The organism is Pseudomonadota bacterium (assembly GCA_022361155.1).
Classification (GTDB): domain Bacteria; phylum Myxococcota_A; class Polyangia; order Polyangiales; family JAKSBK01; genus JAKSBK01.
The window spans coordinates 1-21,505 of sequence record JAKSBK010000080.1 but is presented as its reverse complement, the minus strand read 5'-3'; the positions used below and the strand labels follow the sequence as shown (position 1 = coordinate 21,505).

Here is a 21,505-nt window from a genome sequence, read left to right as displayed (position 1 = left end):
GCTCCCCGAGCAAGCTGCTGCGAGCAGCGAGCATGCTGGAACGGTGTCCTTCGCCTTCATGGCCGGCCACATCACCCAAGACACTGACACGGTTTCGGAATAGGCTTCCACGGTCCCCAAAGACGCTGATCCGCCCGAAAGGTGGGAGGGATACCCCGTTGGGATCGTTCTCGTCGCTCATGGACGCACGACTCCTCGCATCTGTAGATCCAACGGCTGACTGAAAACTGTTCTTTGGCGGTAGCGCGCCGAGCTGGCGCTTTTTTCCTGAAAACATTGGAAAAGCGCGCAGCCGTATTCCAGCTATTTCAGCGTGTAGGCTTTGCCCGGCAAGCAGCGCAATGGCGGCAGCGACTGTCGGTGCCGAACCCCCGGTTCATGTTTTCAGGGGCTTGAGGCTGTGGGGTTCGGCTCGCCCCGGTTTGAGCCGTTGCACGATTCGTGTCCCTAGGGTTGGTAAAGAAACCTCAATCGCAGTTCCGCACTTGCGTGCCGGTTGATCTAATCGGCGTGCTCGCGCTCATTTCGGCCTGCCAGGCCGGTGTTGGGGACCCTGCGCCAGCGCCGCCTCCCCCTGACGCCCTGGGCCGGGCGGGCTCGGGTCCGAGCGGGCCGGGAAAGCCTGTACCCGGTGCTGCCTGCGTCGGTCAGACCCAACGGGCCCGCGCTGTACAGCTGGACATGTACATCATGCTGGACCGCTCCGGCTCCATGATGGGTTGGCTGGACGCTGCGAGCAATACCCAGAGCAAATGGCGAGCGGTGGCTTCGGCGCTCGAAGAGTTCCTGCGCGATCCACGCTCCAAAGGCTTGGGGGTGGGGCTGCAGTACTTCCCATTGCCCCGCGGGGGTGTGCCCGATGCGTGCGAGCAGGATACCGAATGCGCCGGCAACGGGCCCTGCCTGAACGGGGTCTGTTCGGATCGCAGCACGCTGAAAGTGCGCTTCTGCGCTAGCGACCAGCACTGCACTGGCGCAAGCAACCTTTGTGAGCCGTTTGGGCAGTGCAGCCTGGATCTGTCCGTTCCATGCACGACGCTGGGAGCGGGCGGCTGCGATAGGCTGGGCGATTGCCTCGCGCCGCGCGCGCGTTGCGCCAAGTACGCATCCTGTCACCCCGCAGACTACGCCGAGCCAGCTGTTGCGATCGACAGCTTGCCCGAGAACGCGGCCAAGCTGGAGGAGTCGTTGCGAGCTCAGGCCCCGGTGCCGGGTGGCTTGACTCCGACTGCGCCGGCCCTGAAGGGTGCTCTTCAACGCGCACAGCTTCGCGTCAGATCGCACCCCGAGCATACGGTCGTGGCGGTGCTTGCCACCGACGGGCAACCCACGAGCGTGTCCGATGCCCCGGCGAGCTCGATTTGCTACCAGATCCAGCCTCACGAGATCGGCGCCATCGCCCGGGCCGGCCGGCGGGCCGGGGTGCGCACCTACGCCATAGGTGTGTTGTCCGGCAGCCAGGCGGACGCGCTCGAGAGCCTCAAGGCGCTCGCCAGCGATGGTGGAACCGGCGAGCCCTTGCTCGTCGACCCGGGCAGCGATCTCACAGGGCAGTTCTTGAGCGCGCTCGATACGATCCGCCGCACGACGCTCGACTGCGAGTTCAAGCTGCCCGTCCCGCATCCAGCGACCCGCCTCGAGCTGGATAAGGTCAACGTGCGCTTCACCGACGCTGCCGGCGTCGAAGAGAAGCTGATCCACGTCGGCGCCAAGACCAACTGCGAAGCCAACCCCAGGGGATGGTACTACGACCACGATCCGGCCACGGGCGGCAAGCCAAGCAAGATCCAGGTTTGTGACGACGTCTGCGAGACCTTCAAGAACACGAAAAGCGGGCGAGTCGATATCGAGCTAGGCTGCAAGACCCTGGTGCTGCTCTAGTTCCCGCCCAGAATGGCGCCGTAGCCGCTTACGTCCTCGCGGCCGTCCTCGCAATAGTAGACTATTGCTGCGGGGTCCGCTGCGGGCGCGCTGGCTCTGGCATCCATTCTGGACGGGAACTCCTCCGCTCGACCATGGCGCCGCAGCCGCTTACGTGCTCGCGGCCGTCCTCGCAATAGTAGGCCGCGGCGAGCAAGCGGTCTGTTACTCTACGTTGCGGCAGCTGTAGGTGATGTCCCAGCTGCTGAGTACGGGCGTTTGATCGTGCGTGCGATTCGGCATGAGCGTGAACCGGACTCGACAGAAGGGCAGGTAGTTGCTGTCGGCGCCGATGCCGACGCCCAGATCGAGGGGTTGACCGGTGTGCCAGCATGTTCCCGCAGCGCAAGCGGCGTCCGTTGCGCAGTCGGCGCCGGTCGTACATTTGGCTCCGTTGACGAACTGACAGACACCGTTCGGGCCGCACTGCCCTGTGCGCGCGCTGCCCTTGACGGGCCGGTTCACACAGTCGAGGTCGGTGCTGCAGCTGTGGGCGGCGTACACCGAGCCCACGGCTTCGTAGCTGCAACCGTCAAGCCCGGCTTCGGTGTCCGCCGTACAAGCCTCGAAGCGGATGCTGGTGTCGCTGGGCATGGACGCGCTGAAGGTCAGGTCCTGCCAGTCCGGTCTTTCGTTGGTTCCGCAGCCGTGCGGCGGCAAGTCTTGCCAATAGCTGCCCGGGCGCAGGATCGGCAAGGCCGCGCACGACGTGCGGGTATCCACCAGCTTGTCGTAATGGACGCTCATCGTGCTCGAGGACTGGTAGCTTTGCGCGAAGACCGCGCCGTGGACCTCGACTGGAGACATGGAAAAGCTCGCGCTGGCGTTCGGAGCGTAGAGGTTTCCTGCCAGCTTGAAGCCCGGGTCCAGGGAGATAGCGCTTGCATCGTGGACGTAGAGGCGAAAATTGCCGGGGTGGTTTGGGGAGCCTATGTGCAGCGCAGAGCTCGAGCTCAGGGCACCCTTGATGAAGAGGTCGAGCTCGGCGTCGGGCGCGAGATAGATCATGAAGAAGGAACTGCTGTCGAATGCGCCCCCGAGGTAGAGCGCGGTTCTGCCGTGCACCGCAAGCACCCTCGGCACCTGATTATGGATGCTGTCCAGGTAGTAGTGCCCGCAGGGTAAGCGCAGATGGGCCGGCGCGCTTATGGGCGCGCCCATGCTCCACAGGGCCGGGTCGAGCCCGATGAGCGCGTTGTCGTTGTCGAGCTCGTGCGCATCGACCACTGCGGCGATGTCGATGGGCTCGTTCGGGGGGCAGGCGCGGCAGGGTAGACTCTGGGCTGCGCTGGTGCCGTACACGGTCAGCGGCGCGCCGACGCTCTGGGTGGCCGACGGGTCATAGAGCAAGTCACCCCAGACCGTGGTCTCGGCCGAGATGCTGATGGCGCCGGTGTTGACTCCGATGTTCCCGCCGAGCTCACCAGGAGCATACGGTCCCAGGGCGCTGTTGTAGGCATCGACGAGCAGGCTCGCCTGTTGATCGAAACCATCGCACGAGCACAGCGCGTGATCGAAGATTTCGTTCGCGAGATCGATGGCACAGATCGGAGTCGATCCGTCGCTGATGTCCAGGGGCGGCCCACCGCCCGCGCACATGGCAGGCTCCGTATAGGTGACCGCAGTCGTCCTGCAGGTACTCCAGACGCAGCCTCGTCCGGCGGCGCAGGTGTTGCCGCAGAAACCGCAGTTGTCGTTGTCTGCGTGCAGGTTGACACACGTGTTGTTGCACGGGTGCAGCCCGGGAAGACACGTGGCCTGACACCGGCCGGCCGAACAGGTTTGGGTGCCGGTACAAACGACGCCGCAGTCGCCGCAGTTGTTCGGGTCGGTCGAGACCGTCACGCAACCGCTGCCACAGTCCTTTTGGTAGCTGGGACACACACTCGCGCCGCCGGCGTCCGGGGCGGCCAGCACGATGCTGCCTCCGTCGCGAAACGCGATGTTGTCCGTAACTCCGGCATCCATGAGGCTGTCGATGGGGTCGCTGACCTTCCTGCACTTGAGGTCGCAGGCACTGCACGGGGCGCCGCCGGCGTCTGGATCGGTCCTGGAGGCCGCTTCGCTGTCGGACGGCAGGTAGTCGTGCACGGATTCGCAGCCGGTCCAGTGGCCGTCTCGGCAGTAGCGGCTGCCGCGATGGCAGACCGTGAGGCCCTGCACGTTCCTCGTTTCAGGCAAGCTGCATTCGATCGGCGCCTGCCCTTCGGCGCACGCGCACCCCTCGGAGGGGCGTACACAACGACCGCAGCCGCGCTGCACCTGGGGATCGTTGTCGTTGCAGTCCGTTCCCTTGAGGCAGCCCCGGCCGAAACCGTCGCCGTCGCGGTCAACGCACCCGCCTGCGCCCTGACCGTATCGGGCTGTGGGAGCCGCGGTGGATCCGTCCACACACGCGTTCAGAGCGACACAGAACGCGGCCACCAGCCAGGGGTTCGAACCTAGACGACGCGCGCGCATACCAATCGAATATCCGAGCCATTACTCTAGCAGTCAAACAATCTATCCACAAAGGAATTGTGCTGATACATAAGAGTACTACAACGTACGATCACGCATCCATTCTCACCTTGTTTTCTATGGTGCTTGTCCGCAACTGTCGGTCTTGTGCAGCGGATGTAGTCACAACGAAGCGAAACCTGACCATGTAACCGTTCAGGCCCCTGGGAGTCGGGTCTTCAGGAGGTTTTCTGGGTGAGCGGGCCCGCAGGAATCGCCCGACGAGTACTGTGCGGCTGCGGTTGGAATCAGCTGCAGCGCAGGGCGAGGCCGAGGACGAAAGCCGCCCAGAAAGCCGCCTGGGAAGCCGTCGTAGAGGCGAACACCCCGGTGAACGCCCGACTGTGGCTGGTGCTGTGATAGAATGATCGTGTGCTTGCGATGCCCAGATCGGGCGTCCGGCCCTGCGCTCGTCCGAGCTTGCTTGTTGTTTTTTGGGCGGTGACGGCGTTGCCTTTGGGGGCATGCCAGCAGGGTCAGGGCGCATCGGCTACGGCGCCTCCGGTCTCTCGTGCAGGCTCGGGCGGCGGCGGTCGGGCAGGTCACGCGCCGATCGGGGGCAGCGCAGCGCCCGGAGATGCAGGGATCCCGACACGGCCCGACAGCGGGCTGGCAGCGCCGAGCCCGGTCACGATGAGCAACGAGTGCCCCGTGCTCGAGCTTGGCCGGGACATGACCGAACGTGGCATGCTCTCGGCGCTTTCGATCATGAAGACGGCGAACCGCGGGCTGCTGGCGTACGTCGCTCCTGGTGAGCCGTGCGGCGATGAGTTGACACTGGGGCTTTCGCCGAGTCTCAGGCAGCCGCCGCAGTTGTGGGCCATCCGGCCGACGGGTGCGTGCGACGTGCTTGCGGCACCGGCGTTGAGCCCCAGCGGTCGCCGGTGGCTGGCGGCCTGGGTCCACAAGCCGTTGGGCTCGTCCGAGGTGCGGGTCGCAGCGCTCGATCCCGGCTCGGGTGCGAACAGCAAGCTTCAGGACCGGCGGCTCGACCAAACCGGCTGGCGCAAGACTTCGGTCGCGCTGGTGGGCGACGAAAGCTCGGCGCTGGCTGCTTGGGCCGAGACCGACCCCGCCAGCGGCCAGCGCTTCATCAAGGCGCGCCGAGTCACGGCCCAGGGCGCACCGGCTGGCATCGAACACACGGTGGCGGCGCTTGGTGACGAGCAGGCCTTTGACCTTGGGCTGGGGCCGGTCGGCAACGGGGCTACGGTGCTGGCCTATCGCACGCAATCACCCCTCGGCAGCCAGGTGCGGCTGCAAGTGCTGGACTCCGAGGGCCGGGCTAGTGGTTCGAGCCAGGAAGTCTCCAAGGCTGCCTTTGTCGCGGAGCACGTCGACCTCGCGACCGGCGCCGAGGGCGGCGCGATCATGTACTCCTTCACGATCGGAGGTGCGAGCCGTCAGATCCGACTGCGTCGCATCGATGCCATGGGCAGCGTGGTGGGCGCGGAGCTGCCTGTCGTGTCCAACCCCTTTCAGGGCACCGGTGCTTCGATCGCGCTGCATCCCCAGGGCTACGTGGCGGCCTACCGCGCCTTGCGCGGGGGCGCGGTACGGGAGCCGAGCATTCGCGTCGCATTCCTCGATCGCGTCGGAACGCTCATCGAGCGGACCGACGTATCGCTGGCGGCAGAAGCAGGCGATCCGCCGGCCATAGACGTGGGCAACGACGGCCGCATGGCGCTGGCCTGGAGCGACATCGAAGCCGGCATGCGCCGCCTGAGGGCGGTTCAGTTTCCTTGCGCCGAGCCTCGAGATCCCATGGCGCTGCCTGACCCGGCCCTGTGCGGCAACGCGCGGCTCGACCAGGACGAGCCTTGCGATGATGGCAACCAGCTGGACGGCGACGGTTGCACCGCCCTGTGCCGGCGGGAGCCGGGCTTTGCCTGCTTGCCCGGCAACCCCAGCATCTGTCTGGCCAGGGGAGCCCATGCTGGCGTGGGCCAGGACCACAGCTGCGCGCTGAGGAGCGACGGGACCAGCCGGTGCTGGGGCGCCAACGCAGCCAAGCAGCTGCAGGCTCCCGCACAGCAGCTGGTGCAGATCACGAGCGACGCTTCCCACAATTGCGGGATCGAGCCAGATGGCACGGTCCTGTGCTGGGGCTCGGACTACCACCAACAGCTAGCCGCACCCAAAGGGATCTTCATGCAGGTCGAGGCGGGATTCGACTTCAGCTGTGGGCTGCGTCCGAGTGGAGTGGCCGAGTGCTGGGGTTTTGGCCACGACGGTCGCACCAAGGCGCCCGCAGGCAGGTTCGAGCAGCTGTCCACTGGGGGCGACCACAGCTGCGGGCTGCGCAGCAACGGGAGCATTCGCTGCTGGGGCGCAAACGAGCACGGACAGCTGCAGCCGCCAGCAGGGCGCTTTGTCCAGGTGTCATCGGGGGATCGGCACAGCTGCGGCCTCAAGGACGACGGCAAGGTCGTGTGTTGGGGCTTCGATCTCTTTGGTCAAGCCAGCGCCCCCCCGGACTTTTTCACCCAGGTTTCCGCCGGCGAGCACGTGAGCTGCGGCCTGCGCGCCGACTCGAGCTTGCTGTGCTGGGGTCGAGACCGCGATGGCCACCTGATGGCACCGGCTGGTCGATACAAGCACGTCAGCGCCGGCTACCGGCACAGCTGCGCCGTCACCAAAGCGGACACCGTCACCTGCTGGGGCCACAACGAAAGCGGCCAAACCAACGTGCCACAAGCCTTCCAGTGAATCCGCTTGCCCGCCGGGGAGTGTTTCTGACGATGCTTGCTTTGGCGCGCCGGCACGTGCATCGACCTGCGCCCGGGGTCTCGTTGCTCGACGGGGACTTGAGCGCACGCGTGCATGCGCTCGTGGACCCGCGTCGCGGCTGGCGGCGCTGGCCCCATGTGGTGTTCCAGGTAGGGTTGGGTAGCACCGTGCTGGCGATCGTCCTTTTCTCGGAGCACGTGCATCACACCCTCGAAACCGTGCTATCGCTGCTTAGCTAGGTGATTGTGGGCCACGCAGAGCGTACCGCCACCGCTGAAATTCCGACCGCTGCTCGGAGCCGTTTGTCGCCCGGATGGCTCGCCGCGCTGATCCTTCTGCCCGGTCCGTGCGCCTTCATCCACACGCTGCAAGCGCAGGCGTTGCTGACCGAGGCAGAGGTGATTCGCATCGCTCGCGAGCGAGCACCCGCAGCCGCAGTAGCGCTGCACACCATGCGGCTCGCGGACGCGCAGGAGCGAACTGCAGGGTTGATGCGCAATCCACAGCTAGGCTGGCAGAGGCAGGCGTTGACCACGGGTCCCTTCAGCGCGCAGGACGTGGTGACGGCAAGTCTGCGGGTGGACGTCGCGCGCCCGCTAGCGGTGCGTTCGCTTGCAGCCTCCAGGAGCGCGTGGATGCGCTCGGTGGCTTCGGTTGCGCGTAACGGCGCGCTGCTCGAGGCGCTGCATGCCTACTACGCGTTGGTGATCGCTGCGCGCCGTGTCGAGCTGCTCGACCGGACCCAGGCCAACCTGGGTGAAGCCTCGCGCGTGCTCGAGCGGCGAGAGCGTGCGGGCACGGCCTCTGGATACGAGAGCGCGCGTCTGCGGATCGCGCGCGAGCTAGCGGGCAGTCGGCTTGCCCTGGCGGTCGGCTCGCGGCGTGCGGGCAAGGCTCGGCTTGCCGGCTTGCTCGGGCTGGAGGCGAGCAAGCTTCAGGTGGCTGCCTCGCTGCGGGTGGCGGTGTTGGATCAACCGCAGGTGTTGCTGGAGCGGGCGCTCGAGGGGCGCCAAGCCGTCTCGCATGCCCGGCGCTCGCGGACCTTGGCGCGCGTCGCGGAAAAGCGGGCCGCTTGGACCTGGCTGCCCATCTTCAGTGTGACGGCCGGGGCCAACATGGAGGACATGCGCTACGGCTATGCCGCGGGTTTCGCGCTCAATGTTCCGTTGTTCGATCATGGACAGGCGCTTCGCGCTCAAGCGGAGGCGCAGCGCGCGCTCAGCAACGCGCGGCTCGAAGCTCTGGAGCGCACGCTGAAGGCCGAGATCACGGCCGCGCATGCTGTGTACGAGGCGGCGAATGCGGAGCTCGAGCGCTTCGAGCGCGTAACCGCGGAGCCGCTCCAGACGCTGCTTCAAGCAGCCTACAGCGGGTATCGCGAGGGTGAGCGCTCGCTGGTGGAACTGCTGGACGCGCAGCAAGCCCAAACGCAGGCGGCGCAGCGCAGGCTGGAGCTGCTGCTGGCGGCGAAGCGAGCGGAGGCGGAGGTGCGGGTTGCGGCGGGAGAGCTCCCGTGAGGCGGGCGATGCTTGCGGGTTGCGCACTGGCGCTGATGGGATGTGAGAGCGGGGGGGCGCGCGGTCACGAGCATGGGCATGGGCATGGGCACGGACACGGACACGGCGACGGCCACGGCGACGGCCACGATCACGACCACGACCACGATCACGGCCACGGCCACGGCCACGGCCACGGCCACGGCCACGAGGTGGTGCGGGTTACCAGGTGGACGGAGAGGATGGAGTTGTATGCGGAGCATGGGGTTGCGTTAGCGGGGGAGGCTTGGGAGTTCGTGGCGCACCTCACGCTGCTCGAGGGATTCGAGCCGTTAAAAGAGGCGTCGGTGAGATTGGAGCTGCAGGGTGGGGGCTCGCTGCTTGCAGAGGCCTTGCACGGTGTGCGGCCGGGGGTGTTCCGGGCGACGATGGTGGTTGCTGCTGCAGGGGTCTACAGTGCCAAGGTGGTGGTTGCCCGACCAGGTAGTCGGGAGACGGTGGGCGGATTTCAGGTGCGCATGCACGAGAGCGCGCGCGCGGCCAGGCATGCGCGGCAGGACGCGAAGCAGGCGAGCGATGAAGCCATCGAGTTTCTCAAAGAACAGCAGTGGCAGATTCCGTTTGCAACCGCAGAGGTGGTGCGCGGCCAGGTTACGCCGTCGCTGGTGGTGTCGGGGGAGGTCGTTACGCCACCGGGCGGGCAGGCGGAGGTCGGAGCAGCCATTGCGGGTCGCGTGGTGGCACCGAGCACGGGGTTGCCAAGGCCAGGGCAGAAGGTGACGCGCGGGGATCTGCTCGCGGGCCTTGCCCCGGCGCCCACCGCGCCGGAGGCTGGGACGCGGGCGAAGTTGGAGGTCGTGCAAGCCAGGGCCCGAGTGCAGGCCGGCCGCGCCGCGCTGGCACGCGCCAGGCGCTTGATCGCAGCGCGTGCCATCCCGCGGCGGCAGCTTGAGGATGCGCGGCGAGAGCTGCGCGTGGCCGAGCAGGCGCTGTCGGCAGCCAAGCGCGCCCAAGCCTTGTTCACGGGCGCTGCAAGCGGTAAGGGCGGCGGGATGTATCGGGTGACTGCGCCGATTTCCGGAGTCGTGGTCGAGGTGCGGGCGACCACCGGCAAGTCGGTTGCGAGCGGACAGCTTCTGTTTCGGATCGTCGACCTCGGCGAGCTCTGGCTGCGAGCGCGCGTTCCCGAGCACGATGCTCCACGCCTGCGCGCCGAGCTGGACGCGAGCTTCTTGCTGCCGGGGGTCGACTCGTGGCAGCCGCTTCGACTTTCCGGAGAGCGGCCGACCGCTTCGCTCGTCAGCGTGGGGCGAACAGTCGACCCGCGCTCGCGCACGGTGGACGTCATCTACGCCCTGCGTGAGCCCGATCCACGCCTGCGCGTGGGCGCGATGGTACGCATGGCCGTGCCCGCGGGCGCGACCTGGCAGGGCGTGGTCGTGCCGAGCGACGCGGTGCAAGAACAGGACGGTCAGCCCCTGGTCTACGTGCAGCTGGATGGGGAGCACTTCGAGGAGCGCCGGGTGCGGGTGGGCCCGAGCGCCGGGGACACGTTGGGCGTCGTACGGGGTCTACGGGTTGGCGAGAGGGTGGTCACGCGTGGAGCGGCAATCGTGCGCCTGGCATCGCGTACCTCCGGCGCACCTGCGCACGGGCACGTCCATTAGGCGTCGGCTGCCATGATCGAGTTTCTGCTACGTCTCTCGCTGCGACGGCGCTGGCTGGTGCTGGGGGCAGCCAGCGCCTTGTGCGTCCTGGGTATCATGCGCGGCGCACAGATGCCCGTGGACGTGTTTCCCGATTTGACGGCACCGCGCGTCACGATCATCACCGAAGCCACCGGCCTGGCTGCCGAGGAGGTGGAGCAGCTGGTCACGTTTCCGATCGAGACCTCGGTCGCCGGCGTGGTCGGGGTGCGCAGGGTGCGCTCCGCATCGGCGCCGGGGATTTCGCTCGTGTGGGTCGAGTTCGACTGGGATACCGAGGCCACCGTGGCCCGCTTGCGAGTCACGGAGCGCCTGCAGGGGCTGGCTCCGCTACCTCCCGAGGCGGACGCCCCTTTGCTGGCGCCGCCCACGTCGGTGATGGGGACCATCGCCTTCGTGGCGCTGCGCTCGGACACGATCGATGCGCTCGCGCTGCGCCGCGTGGCGGAAGTACAGGTGCGGCGGCGGCTCATGGCCGTGCGTGGCATTTCCCAGGTGATCGCGCTGGGGGGACTCCAACGCCAGTACGAGGTCCTCGTGGACCCCGATCGTTTGGAGCGCCACGAGCTCACGATCGATCACTTGGTACAAGCGCTCGCGCGGGGAAACCAGAATACGCCGGGCGGCTACGTGGTGGCCAAAGGGCAGGAGGCGGTGGTCCGTGTGCTCGGCCGCTCGCACAGCACCGGCGATCTCGCCCGCATTCCCGTGGCGCTGCGGGGGGGCGTGCCGATCCTGGTGCGCGATTTGGCACACGTGCGCCTGGGCTCGGCACCCCCACGCGGTGCGGGCAGCTACAACGCCGAGCCAGCGGTGATTCTGAACATCGTCAAGCAGCCCGGCGCCGACACGCTCGAAGTCACCGAGGGCATCGACGACGCATTGGATCAGCTCGCGCGACCCCTGGCCGCCCAGGGCGTCAGAATCCACCGCGACCTGTTTCGACAGGCGGACTTCATCCAGACAGCGGTTCAGAACCTGCTGGCGGTGCTTCGCGACGGCATGATCCTGGTGATCGGCGTGCTCTTTCTCTTCTTGTGGAGCGCTCGTCCGACGGCCATCAGCGCGCTGGCGTTGCCGCTTTCCCTGCTCACTTCGGTGCTGGTGCTCGATCAGCTTGGCTTGCGCCTGGACACCATGACCCTCGGTGGCTTGGCCATTGCGGTGGGCGAGCTGGTCGACGATGCGATCGTCGACGTGGACAACGTGGTGCGCCGCCTGCGCGAACGAACGCACCAACCGGAAAGCCAACGTGCATCCGTCCTTCAGACCGTGTTCGACGCCACGAGAGAGATCCGGCCTTCCATCGTGAGCGCCACCGCCATATTGATGCTCGTCTTCGTGCCGCTGCTCTTTCTCGAGGGACTCGAAGGTCGCCTGCTTCGCCCGCTGGCGCTGGCCTATCTGGTGTCGATCGCATGCTCGCTGGTGGTCGCCGTGACAGTGACGCCGGCCTTGTGCTCGCTGCTGCTGCCGAGCGCGACTCGCGCGCGGTGGGGGCGTGAGCCGCCGTTGTTCCAGCAAATGGGCAAGCTCTACGCGCCGGTGCTCGGGTTCGCGCTGCGCCATCCTCGAAGCGTGGTCGGTGCAAGCGCGCTCGTGGTGGCGGGTGGGTTGAGCGGGCTCGCGCTTCTGGGTCGAGAGTTCTTGCCCCAGTTCAACGAAGGCGGGCTCACGATCGCGGTGCTCACGATGCCCGGGACTTCGCTCGAGCAGAGTGACGCCTTGGGTGCGCTCGCCGAGCGCGCGCTGCTGCGGGACCCCGCGGTCGTGTCCACCGGACGCCGCACGGGCCGGGCGGAGCGCGACGAGCATGTCCAGGGCGTGGAGGCTTCGGAGATCGAGGTCCGATTGCGGGCGGATGACCGCAGCAAGGCGCAGCGTCTCGCCGACATCCGCGACCGCTTGTCGGGGGTGCCCGGCATCCAGTTCAATCTCGGGCAGCCGATATCTCATCGTATCGACCACATGATCTCGGGCCAGCGGGCGGCGCTCGCGATCAAGGTCATCGGCGAGCGTCTGGACGAGGCACGCGCGGTCGCCAAGCGCGTGCACGATGCGGTTCAAGGCGTGCCCGGGTTGGTGGATCTCGCTCTTGAGCAGAGCGTGGACATTCCGCAGCTGGTGGCACGCGTTCGGCCCGAGCAAGCCGCGCTCTACGGCCTGTCTCCGGGTCATGCTGCCGAAGCGATTGGCACCGCGCTCTGGGGCAAGACGGTAAGCGGCGTCTACGAGCAGGGTAGCGTGACGGATGTCGTGGTACGCTATCCGGCGGCCGTTCGGCGTTCGCTGGCCGCCGTGCGCGCCACGCGCGTATCGACGCCCTCGGGCGCCGTCGTGCCGATCGCCGCGCTCGCTGAGGTCACGCGTGCCCGGGGTCCCAACTACATCATGCGCGAGAGCGTCGAACGACGGATCGTGGTGACCGCCAACGTCGCCGGACGAGACCTGCACCGGGTCTACAGCGAAGTGCGAGACCGGGTGAACCAGCGCGTCCCGGTACCTTCCGGTATGCGGATCGAGTTCTCGGGCCAGTTCGAGCGCGAGCAGGCCGCGACCTCACGCCTGCTGGTATTGGGCGGCCTGGCGATTCTCGGGATCGGTTTGATCGTGGCTGTGACGCTGCGCAGTCTGCGCCGCGCAGCGATCGTGCTGGTGAATCTACCGCTCGCGATGGCCGGCGGCGTCGTCGGTGTGTTCCTGAGCGGAGGCGTGCTCTCGGTGGCGAGCCTGATCGGTTTCATCACCCTGTTTGGGATTGCGACGCGCAACGGCATCCTGCTCGCCACACGTGCCCGAGCGCTCGAGCTCCAGCATATCGAGCGCGAGCAGGCGGTCGTTCGGAGCGCTCGGGAGCGTCTAGCCCCCATTGTCATGACCGCGGTTACGGCGGGGTTGGGCCTATTGCCGCTCGCGTTGGCGCTGGGCGAGCCGGGCAGCGAGATCCAGGCGCCCATGGCACTTGTCATCCTCACGGGACTTGCTACGTCTACTCTGCTCAACATGATGATCGTGCCGGCCCTGCTGGCGCGCTGGGGCGGTGAAACGCGGGCCGTGGACGATGCCTTGAGAAGCTAGCCTGGGCCGGCGGCTGAGCTCACCTGGTATTGGAAAGCTGCTTTCGTATGCAAAATGGTGCATAGTTCATCGTGCGGCGGGTCCCCAACCGAGCGAAACATGAGACTACAACGGCATTGCTATGCATTGGACCTCAAGGACGACCCGGCGCTAATTGCCGAGTACAAGGCGCATCATGAACAAATCTGGCCCGAGATCGCCGACAGCATTCGTCAGGCCGGCATTGTCGAGATGCAGATCTTCCTGGTCGAGAATCGACTCTTCATGATCGTGGAAGCCGACGATTCGTTTTCTCCGAGAGCAGTGTCTTTCCCAGGCGAGGTACCGTCCCCAAGCGCGGTATCGTCCCCAGGCGTGGTGCCGGCAGCGGATGCGAGCCATCGGAAGGTGCGGGAATGGGAGACGTTGATGTGGCGTTACCAACAGCCGCTCCCAAAGGCCGAGCCCGGTGAAAAGTGGCGGCGGATGGAGAAGATCTTCGAGCTGGGATCCCAACCCATGCGCTCCTAGCTTGCGGAGGGAGCGGCGCCTGCCTTTTCGAAAGAACGACGATTCATGGGAAAGAGACACGATTCGACGTCGCGCTCGTTGTCCGAGCGAGCCGAAGCAGGGCATGGCTGCGGGAGCGAAGCGCCCGAGCGCTTGGCCGGTGCTCAGGCTCCCGCGGCGACTCCCAAGCGCCCTTACTTCGTTCTGCTTCACCCGCGCGACAACGTGCTGGTGTGTACCCGCCCTGTCGCGGCCGGCCAGGGGCAGGAGGTGGACGGTCGCAGCCTGCCCGCACTTGACGCGATCGAGATCGGCCACAAGATAGCACGTGTGGATCTTCGCTCGGGTGACCCCGTGATCAAGCTGGGTGCCACGGTGGGCACGATGACAGCCGATACCGCCCGCGGCGCACACGTTCACCTCGAGAACATGCAGAGCAACTACATCCCCTCGCACACCCGACCTGCGCCGTCCGCCGGCCCCTCGGCGCCCAGTCGTTCCAACGTTCAACACGGCGGCCCCGGAGCCTCGCGTGGGGATCGCACCGAAGGAAGCGGTGATAACCTGTGAGCCGTTCGGCGCTTCCGGAAGTCGGCAAGCCGTCGTCGAGGGTGAACATGCCGGTGAACGGTTACGATAGCGTGGTGGCGAGGTACCCGCCTGACTGGGGCCTGAGCAGTTACGTGTGGAAGGACCGCAAGGTGCAATGGTGAAGGGCTACCTGCGTGAGGATGGTCGCAAGGGCATTCGCAATGTCGTAGCGGTGACCTACCTCGTCGAGTGCGCACATCACGTCGCGCGGCGGATCGTATCGACCGCAGATCGACCCGATGTACAGCTGATCGGTTTTCCCGGCTGCTACCCCAACGACTACGCCTTCGGGCAGATGAAGCGCCTGTGCTGCCACCCCAATGTGGGGGGGGTGGTCATCGTGTCGTTGGGCTGCGAGGGCTTTGATCGCGGCCGTCTGGCCGCGGCCGTCGAGGCGAGCGGCCGCCCCTGCACGACGCTAGTGATTCAAGACGAGGGTGGGACCCTGGCAACGCTTGAGGCCGGGCTCGAAGCCGTGCGCAGCGTGCGCGCAGCGGCGGACACGACGCCACGCGTGGACATGACGCTAGCCGACCTCGTGGTCGGCACGATCTGCGGGGGCTCCGACGGCACCAGCACTATTTCCGCAAATCCAGCGGTCGGACGCTGCTTCGACCAGCTGGTAGCCGAGCAGGCTCGCTGCATTTTCGAGGAGACCGGCGAGCTGATCGGCTGCGAGCAAACCATGGCAGAGCGTGCTGTCACACCGGAGCTGGGGGACGCTATCAAGGCGGCGGTAGAGAAGGCCGCCGGCTATTACGCGACGCTGGGCTACGGCAGCTTTGCGCCCGGCAATGCGGAGGGCGGGCTCACGACCCAGGAAGAGAAGTCCATGGGGGCGTATGCCAAGTCAGGTGATTCGCCGATCAGCGGAGTCATCAAGCCCGGCGAGCTGCCGCCGGGTCCCGGGCTGTACCTGCTGGACGTGGTACCGGACGGAGAGGTGCGTTTCGGTTTTCCCAATATCTCGGACAACGCCGAGATCTGTGAGTTGATCGCCTGCGGCGCGCATTTGATCCTGTTCACCACGGGTCGTGGCTCGGTGGTGGGCTCTGCCATCTCGCCAGTCATCAAAGTCTGCGCGAATCCGGAGACCTACCGGCGCATGGCTGGCGACATGGACATCAACGCGGGGCGCATCCTGGATGGCTTGGCCGATGTGGACGAGGTGGGCGCGGAGATTTTTGACGAGGTGTGCAGGGTTGCCGGGGGAGGCGAGAGCAAGTCAGAGGCGCTCGGTCATCAGGAGTTCATCCTAACCTACAAGTACTTCGAGCCCAGCGGTCCGTCCTGCCTGCCTACGCTTCAAGCTCGGACGGCAAACCAGCCGCGCGGCCTGACTGCCCGCGAGGCGGCAGGTTGAGCGCTCCTTAACCGATGCTGCCGTAGCCGATGTCGCGCGATATCCGAGCCGCAGCCCGCGTCATGTCCTTGATGACACGCGGGACGGTGTTCTTGGGGTGCCGTGGAATGCAGGGGCACGACAGCACCGCGTGTGCTCCACCACGCGGTCCGAACACCGGCACCGAGAGGTCAACAATGCCGGAGATCACCACGCTGGGGAAGATGTCGTGTCCGGCCGTCTGGATCCGACCTAGCACGGATGTGAGCTCCTTGTAGCGCCTGGCCGAGAGTTTCGCTTTCAGCTCGTCGAGCCAAATGGCCTGGATGTCGGCCGGTGCGAAAGCCGCCAGGACGCGCCCGGACGCGCCTTCATGAAAGCCCAGCGTGCGACCTGGCCGTACCGAGACGCCGACAAAAGCTGGACTGTCGACCTGCGCGATCACCACCGCCTGCTGATTCTGCGGCACGGCGAGATGGCACGACTGCTCGGTCTGCTCGACGAAATGGCGCATCGTGGGCAGCGCCAAGTCGATCAGCTTGGCCGTCGGGGGATGGGTGTGCGCGAGCTCGAACAGCTTCGATGTCAAGGTGTAGCGCTCGTTGCCAGGGCCCCGGCGGATGTACTCGTGTTGCTCGAGGCAGGTGAGCATACGGAAGATCTCGCCTTGCGAGCGTCCAAGCTGGCGGGCGATCGCGGTCTGGGTGTGGGCCCCGCCGTCCGCCGCCAGGAACTCGAGGATGGCGAGCCCCTTGTCGAGCGCTGGGACCGCGTAGCGCGGCTTGCCGGCAGTGGCAGGAGGGGAGTTCGATGCGTCTTTGGGCAAGGGTGTGTTCCTGGTTGCGTGCCGTGGCTTGGTCGCGCCCGTTGGAACAGGCTTCGACCGCACTTTGCGACGTGGTGTGCTATCTACATGGTAACAGGCTTCTCATCAGCTTGTGGTGGAGATTGTAGCCGTGCGGACCCCAGGCAAAGCTTGGGGCGTTCGCTGTGCCGCTGACCTACACGCGCTAGGGCTTCTACTCAGAATCGCGCCAGGCCGGCTTTCGTCCTCGCAAAATTCTGCGGGCGCGCTCGGTCTGGCATCGATTCCAAACAGACACCAGTCCCTAGCGGAGCATCCGATAGGTATAGGTTGCCACCTCCGCCCCTGGTTTCACTCCTGCATGTTCCGGCGCATCGTCGGGGCCGTCGCTGAACGGAACTGGCGTTGCGGATCGGCACACTGCACTGGGGATGCGGGCTACAGCAGCACCACGTTCAGCTTGCAGTCGTTGGAGCAAACGTCGTTGTTGATCCGATTGCCGTCGTCGCACTGTTCGCTGGGTGTGACGATCCCGTCGCCGCAGACCTCGCTGCAGCTCGACTTCGCACGCTCGAAACCGGTCAGCTCCAGCTCGAAGTTGGAGCCGCAGCCCCGCCGCTCCGCATGGAACAGGGCGATCTCGTACAGCTGCCCCGCCTGCAGTCCCAGCGGGCGCTCGTGTAGGACGCACGCGCCGACGCAGCTCGCCGTACCATCGGGATTCAAGGTGATGCTCGCGTCGAGGCGGCCGTGGATACCACCTAGATCGAGGGCCAGCTGCCCGCCCATGAACACCCACACATCATCGTCGCCGCTGAAGCTCAGCTCTTCGCCCCCGCGAAACGTGAACCAGTAGCGGGCCTCCGTGGTGAAGCTGAAGTTCCTGCTGCCACCGCAGGGACTCTGCTCCTGGCCCGTTGCCATCCAGCCGCGCCCGTCGATCGGGAAGAAGTCGCTTTGCGAAAAGTAGTACTTGCCTTGATGGGTTGCGTGACGACTCAACGTGAGGCTATCGGGGATCACGACCGCGAGCGGTCCACCGAGGTACCACTGATCCCACAGAGCCTTGGAGTGCGTCTGGCGACCCTGGCAGCCCGGGCCGAGCGGTGGCGGGATGGGCGGCGGCGGACCAGGAGCCGGCGGCTGTTGCTCGCACGCACCCGTGTACACCGGCTTGCCGCTGGGATCGAGCGTAGGCTCGACCATTCCTGAGGAAACGCCTTGAGTGCCCTCGGTGTCGGCGAAATCGGGGTGCTCGTGCTGGCTGTTGCCCATCGTGCTCCGGCTGATGAAGTCGCGGTAGACGACAGGGATCCTGAGCTCGGCGGGCAGGAACTCCGTGGCTCCCACGGGCACTGGCTGGCAGGCCCACCCAAGCTCGATCTGACAATGTGCCGAGCAACCGTCGCCGTCGAGGCGATTGCCGTCGTCGCAGCCTTCGCCCGGGAACAGCAGCCCGTCACCGCAGACTGGAGGGCAGGCACCCACGCTGCATTGGGGCAGCACAGCGCAGTCGTGGCAGCCATCGAAGGGATTCGTGTTCCCGTCCTCGCACTGCTCCCAGCCCTCCACGACACCGTCACCACACACCGTTCGGCGGCAAGTCGTCAGGTTGCAGACCCATCCGTATTCGATCCTGCACATGGCGGAGCAGCCGTCGCCGTTTGTCTTGTTGCCATCGTCGCACTGCTCGTCGAGCGCGCCGGACCCAAGCGCTGCCACGATGCCATCCCCACACTCGGCAGCGACACAGCGCACTCCGGCGGCAGGGCAGCGCCAGCCTGGTTCGAGCATGCAGGCACTGGAGCAGCCATCGCCGTCGAGGCGATTTCCGTCGTCGCACTGCTCGCTGCCCATGGCGAGGACGCCATCGCCGCAGAGTCCGGGAGCTGGGCCCGATCCTCCCGCCTGCGCCGCACCCGCCCCCGACGGCCCGGCCGCGGCGCCGCCCGCTGGCTGTCCCGCATGGTTTGCGGACTGGGCGCAAGCCACTACCAAGCCCGCAAACAAGACAGGCTTCCACACATGACCCTCACGCATACCAGGTTCCTCAGCTTCCCCTTAATGCCCACAACGCAGGTATCGGTCACGGATTTTCTTGGCCTGTTGCGATGTTGCGCAAAAAAAACGCCACAATACTATGCAATTGCACGATTTCGGGATCCAGGCTTGACCGATCAAGGTCGGATCAGATGGGATGTGCCTGCGGCGATCCGGACCGGCTCAGGCCGCAGTTTCGGGCCACGTCGTCGCGGTAGGCCAGCCACGCAACCAGGACCCGCTGCATGGCGGCGACAACTTCGGCCCGGTTCGGTATCTCGGTGCCGCTGAGCACGCAGCGCCATGCTGCACTTCGGTGTTCGCCCTCCACGCGCCGATGCGCCTTGGTCAGCGCGAGGCTCTCTTCGGGTAGCCCGTAGAACCTCACCAAGGGATGGTCCCGCAGCGGCGGTTGGGGACGCTTTTTTGCAGCCTCCTCGAGCTCTCCTCGCTCGTAGCGCGTACCTTCGATGAAGATGGTGGTTACCGCGGCAGCGATCTCCCAGCCTCTGAGCTGAGTCAGTCCATCCAGCGTGTCCCGGTAGGCCCGGGCCCCAGGCAATAGCTCCACGTTGCGGAAGCGGGACAAGTCCATGCCCAACCCTCGGGGGTACTCCAGAAACAGCTCCGGATGCGGGCGACCCGCAACGAGACCGCCGGTCTCCTCTTCGTAGAGGTTTTCTGCCAACTCGCGCCGGACCTCCGGCAGAGGGCACTGCACGTAGGCTCGACCTACGAACACCGGAAAATCCCGAACGTAGGTTGCGTACTCCTGCTCGAAGTGGACGTGCAGGCGGTCCTTGGCCACGACCCCGGACGTGAACAGAGGCCAGGTCCAGTGCGTCTTTTGCTCCATGACGCCCAGGAGCGCTTCCCTGAATTCGTCGAGGTCCATTCGGCGCAGAGTAGACCGTGCATTGGAGCAGCGCCAACCTGGACGTGTACGGCTGGGACGGTACAATTGTCGGCCATGAGTCGCCCGATCACGCGGCAGGTGCTGCTCGTGCTCAGCGCCGCCCTTGCATGCGCAGCCTGTCGTCCACCTGAGCTGCGTGTCACCGTGGAAACAACCCAGGCCAATTCGCCTCTCATCGAGATCTCGAGCGCGCAGCGGGCGCTGCCGCCGGAGCTCAACGCCGGCGCTACCATTGCCGCGCTGCCGTGCCCGGCGGGCTTCTGCGAACTGGCGCCGGGTCAGAGCCTCGTCACGTTTTCGTGCAACAACGGGGTGTGCGACCCGAATCCGATCGAGCTATGGGTGCCCGCAACCGTGATCGACCTGGAAGCCTTCAACAGCGAGCTGCACACACTCGTGCGCAGCATCACGAGTATCGAGGTGCATTACATACGGCACGCCGTGTTGAGCAACAGCCTCACGCTGGGCCTACCAGGCATCGACCTGTATTGGGGGTCACAGGGCGTAGTGGACCGAACATCGCCCGGCGTATTCCTGCTGGGCCATCTGCCGCCTACCTCGCCTGGCCAGACCACGGCGCCGCAGCCCATCGCGCTGCAGCCACTCGGGTTGCAGGCGCTCACGGATCACCTTTTGTCGGTATCGCGTCGCTTTCAGGTTCTTGCGAGCGTGCCCATCGACCTCGCTCCCAACCAGCCGCTGCCCATGGGCTCGATGAGCATGGGACTGTCGTTTTCGATGACCTTTGTGGGCAGCGTCCTCTAACCTCGAGTTCCTGGCCACAATGGCGCCATAGCCGCTTGCGTCCTCGACAAGACCCTCGAAACAGCGCTGCTATTCCTGCGGTTTTGTCTCCGGGCTCGCGGGCCATGGCGCCATTGTGGCCAGGAGCTAACCGCCGTTGAGCTGCTGGGCCCGAGCCCCCTTGTGCGCCACGATGGCGGTAAAGAGTAGCCCGTGGCGCGTTGCCAGGCGGCGTACAACGGCGGTGCCGTCCTCCAACGGGCAGCGAAACGGCACCGTCTCCGGCAGCGATAAGTCGGCCTGGTGGCCGTTTTGGGCCAGGTGCTCCACCAGCTTGCCGCCTACCACGTTGGCCAGCTCCAGCACCGCGTCCTTGCGTTCCTCGCGCGACACCGCGGTCGAGCCTGTTATGCGATGCACTCCGGCATTGGCCGCGTCGGCCGGCACGGCCAGCACGTAGCGCAACGAAACGTCGCCGCTGAGCTTCACATGTGCGTTTACGTCGGACAGGCGGATTTCGCCCTGCAACGTCTCAAGCCCTTCTGCTTTGCACTGAAGCCCCCAGCGTCTGTAGAGCAGCTTGCGGGTCACGTCCAAGGCACACGAGACGGTGGATCGCATCGGGACGTCCTGCGGGATCTGTTCTGCCTGTGCGGCCAATTCCTCTTGCTGCTTGCGGTAGCGTTCGAAGGCCTGCTCCACCTCTTTCGCTTCAACGTAGCCGAGCTCCACGAGCGCCTCGCCGATCTTGATGTGCTCGCGCTGTTGCTCGGCGACCAGGCTGTCCAGCTGTTGCTGCGTGAGCAGACCAAGCTCGATCGCTGCTTCGCCAAAGAGCAGATCCTTGGCCGCCTGCAATGCGTTCACCTTCAGGACCTGCTCGAGCGTGAGCATTCCCAAACGCACAGCGTAGTCCCCAAGCGCAAGGTTATGCTCTTCCTGATGTTCCACAGCCGCCACGAGGTGACAGGGGGTGACGATTCCCGCCGCCAACAGAAACTGTCCGAAGAAGCGGATTCTCATGGTTGGTCTAGTGCCTCGCCACAGGAATCCTGGTTGGTTGGGGCCTGCAGTGGGGCTCGCTGGCAAGGCGGACCGACGAAGACTGCGGTTAATTTCGATGCTGTGCAGCGCATATTCGAGGAGGTC

Annotated in this window: 15 protein-coding genes and 1 pseudogene; 10 read left to right on the top strand and 6 right to left on the bottom strand. The window is 66.0% G+C overall.

From position 1 onward, the window contains the following. The coding region (locus MJD61_02340) for a hypothetical protein (GenBank protein MCG8554118.1) at positions 1–181 on the bottom strand (181 nt) is incomplete at its 3' end. Between the two features lie 308 nt (positions 182–489). On the opposite strand from MJD61_02340, the gene MJD61_02335 reads away from it, so the two are divergent. Continuing rightward, complete coding sequence (locus tag MJD61_02335; protein ID MCG8554117.1) at positions 490–1,881, top strand: VWA domain-containing protein; 1,392 nt, start codon at positions 490–492, stop codon at positions 1,879–1,881. Positions 1,882–2,085: 204 nt separating this feature from the next. Here the strand turns inward: MJD61_02335 and MJD61_02330 are convergent, their stop codons facing one another. Beyond that, positions 2,086–4,380 (bottom strand): hypothetical protein, encoded by a 2,295-nt coding sequence (locus tag MJD61_02330; protein MCG8554116.1) that lies wholly within the window; start codon positions 4,378–4,380, stop codon positions 2,086–2,088. Between the two features lie 672 nt (positions 4,381–5,052). On the opposite strand from MJD61_02330, the gene MJD61_02325 reads away from it, so the two are divergent. The 8 genes and pseudogenes from MJD61_02325 to MJD61_02290 all read left to right on the top strand — a co-directional run bounded on the left by MJD61_02325 (position 5,053) and on the right by MJD61_02290 (position 15,872). Beyond that, on the top strand, positions 5,053–7,128 hold the full coding sequence (locus MJD61_02325) for a hypothetical protein (protein MCG8554115.1): 2,076 nt from the start codon (positions 5,053–5,055) through the stop codon (positions 7,126–7,128). Then, positions 7,125–7,388: a hypothetical protein gene (locus MJD61_02320; GenBank protein MCG8554114.1), complete on the top strand. Its 264-nt coding sequence runs from the start codon at positions 7,125–7,127 to the stop codon at positions 7,386–7,388. The genes MJD61_02325 and MJD61_02320 overlap by 4 nt, the downstream gene beginning before the upstream one ends. Positions 7,389–8,129: 741 nt before the next feature. Further along, entirely contained in the window at positions 8,130–8,666 is a 537-nt protein-coding gene (locus tag MJD61_02315; protein MCG8554113.1) for a TolC family protein, read from the top strand. Beyond that, positions 8,663–10,312: an efflux RND transporter periplasmic adaptor subunit gene (locus tag MJD61_02310; protein MCG8554112.1), complete on the top strand. Its 1,650-nt coding sequence runs from the start codon at positions 8,663–8,665 to the stop codon at positions 10,310–10,312. Before MJD61_02315 ends, MJD61_02310 begins: the two co-directional genes overlap by 4 nt. Before the next feature lie 12 nt (positions 10,313–10,324). Further along, positions 10,325–13,429: an efflux RND transporter permease subunit gene (locus MJD61_02305; GenBank protein ID MCG8554111.1), complete on the top strand. Its 3,105-nt coding sequence runs from the start codon at positions 10,325–10,327 to the stop codon at positions 13,427–13,429. 99 nt (positions 13,430–13,528) lie between these two features. Beyond that, entirely contained in the window at positions 13,529–13,939 is a 411-nt protein-coding gene (locus MJD61_02300; GenBank protein MCG8554110.1) for an L-rhamnose mutarotase, read from the top strand. A 132-nt stretch (positions 13,940–14,071) separates the two neighbouring features. Continuing rightward, positions 14,072–14,386: pseudogene (locus tag MJD61_02295) on the top strand (UxaA family hydrolase). A 238-nt stretch (positions 14,387–14,624) separates the two neighbouring features. After that, complete coding sequence (locus tag MJD61_02290) at positions 14,625–15,872, top strand: UxaA family hydrolase (GenBank protein ID MCG8554109.1); 1,248 nt, start codon at positions 14,625–14,627, stop codon at positions 15,870–15,872. A gap of 7 nt (positions 15,873–15,879) precedes the next feature. Here MJD61_02290 and MJD61_02285 read toward each other — a convergent pair whose 3' ends face one another. From MJD61_02285 to MJD61_02275, 3 genes are all read right to left on the bottom strand, one after another. Continuing rightward, entirely contained in the window at positions 15,880–16,677 is a 798-nt protein-coding gene (locus MJD61_02285) for an IclR family transcriptional regulator (GenBank protein MCG8554108.1), read from the bottom strand. 417 nt (positions 16,678–17,094) lie between these two features. Beyond that, the gene (locus MJD61_02280; GenBank protein MCG8554107.1) at positions 17,095–18,696 is read right to left on the bottom strand and encodes a DUF4215 domain-containing protein; all 1,602 of its coding nucleotides are present in this window, start codon (positions 18,694–18,696) and stop codon (positions 17,095–17,097) included. Positions 18,697–18,844: 148 nt separating this feature from the next. Then, positions 18,845–19,591: an iron-containing redox enzyme family protein gene (locus MJD61_02275; protein MCG8554106.1), complete on the bottom strand. Its 747-nt coding sequence runs from the start codon at positions 19,589–19,591 to the stop codon at positions 18,845–18,847. A gap of 75 nt (positions 19,592–19,666) precedes the next feature. Between MJD61_02275 and MJD61_02270 the strand changes: the two genes are divergently transcribed. Next, a complete protein-coding gene (locus tag MJD61_02270) occupies positions 19,667–20,377 on the top strand; it encodes a hypothetical protein (GenBank protein MCG8554105.1) in 711 nt (236 codons plus the stop codon). Positions 20,378–20,503: 126 nt separating this feature from the next. Here MJD61_02270 and MJD61_02265 read toward each other — a convergent pair whose 3' ends face one another. Next, entirely contained in the window at positions 20,504–21,379 is an 876-nt protein-coding gene (locus MJD61_02265; protein MCG8554104.1) for a chemotaxis protein CheX, read from the bottom strand. Positions 21,380–21,505: the final 126 nt, after the last annotated feature.

Bases quoted from the DNA above. Each gene is read 5' to 3' on its own strand.
- MJD61_02330 (MCG8554116.1), bottom strand. From the start codon at position 4,380: ATGCGCGCGCGTCGTCTAGGTTCGAACCCCTGGCTGGTGGCCGCGTTC.
- MJD61_02325 (MCG8554115.1), top strand. From the start codon at position 5,053: ATGAGCAACGAGTGCCCCGTGCTCGAGCTTGGCCGGGACATGACCGAA.
- MJD61_02305 (MCG8554111.1), top strand. From the start codon at position 10,325: ATGATCGAGTTTCTGCTACGTCTCTCGCTGCGACGGCGCTGGCTGGTG.
- MJD61_02300 (MCG8554110.1), top strand. From the start codon at position 13,529: ATGAGACTACAACGGCATTGCTATGCATTGGACCTCAAGGACGACCCG.
- MJD61_02290 (MCG8554109.1), top strand. From the start codon at position 14,625: ATGGTGAAGGGCTACCTGCGTGAGGATGGTCGCAAGGGCATTCGCAAT.
- MJD61_02280 (MCG8554107.1), bottom strand. From the start codon at position 18,696: ATGCGTGAGGGTCATGTGTGGAAGCCTGTCTTGTTTGCGGGCTTGGTA.
- MJD61_02275 (MCG8554106.1), bottom strand. From the start codon at position 19,591: ATGGACCTCGACGAATTCAGGGAAGCGCTCCTGGGCGTCATGGAGCAA.
- MJD61_02270 (MCG8554105.1), top strand. From the start codon at position 19,667: ATGAGTCGCCCGATCACGCGGCAGGTGCTGCTCGTGCTCAGCGCCGCC.
- MJD61_02265 (MCG8554104.1), bottom strand. From the start codon at position 21,379: ATGAGAATCCGCTTCTTCGGACAGTTTCTGTTGGCGGCGGGAATCGTC.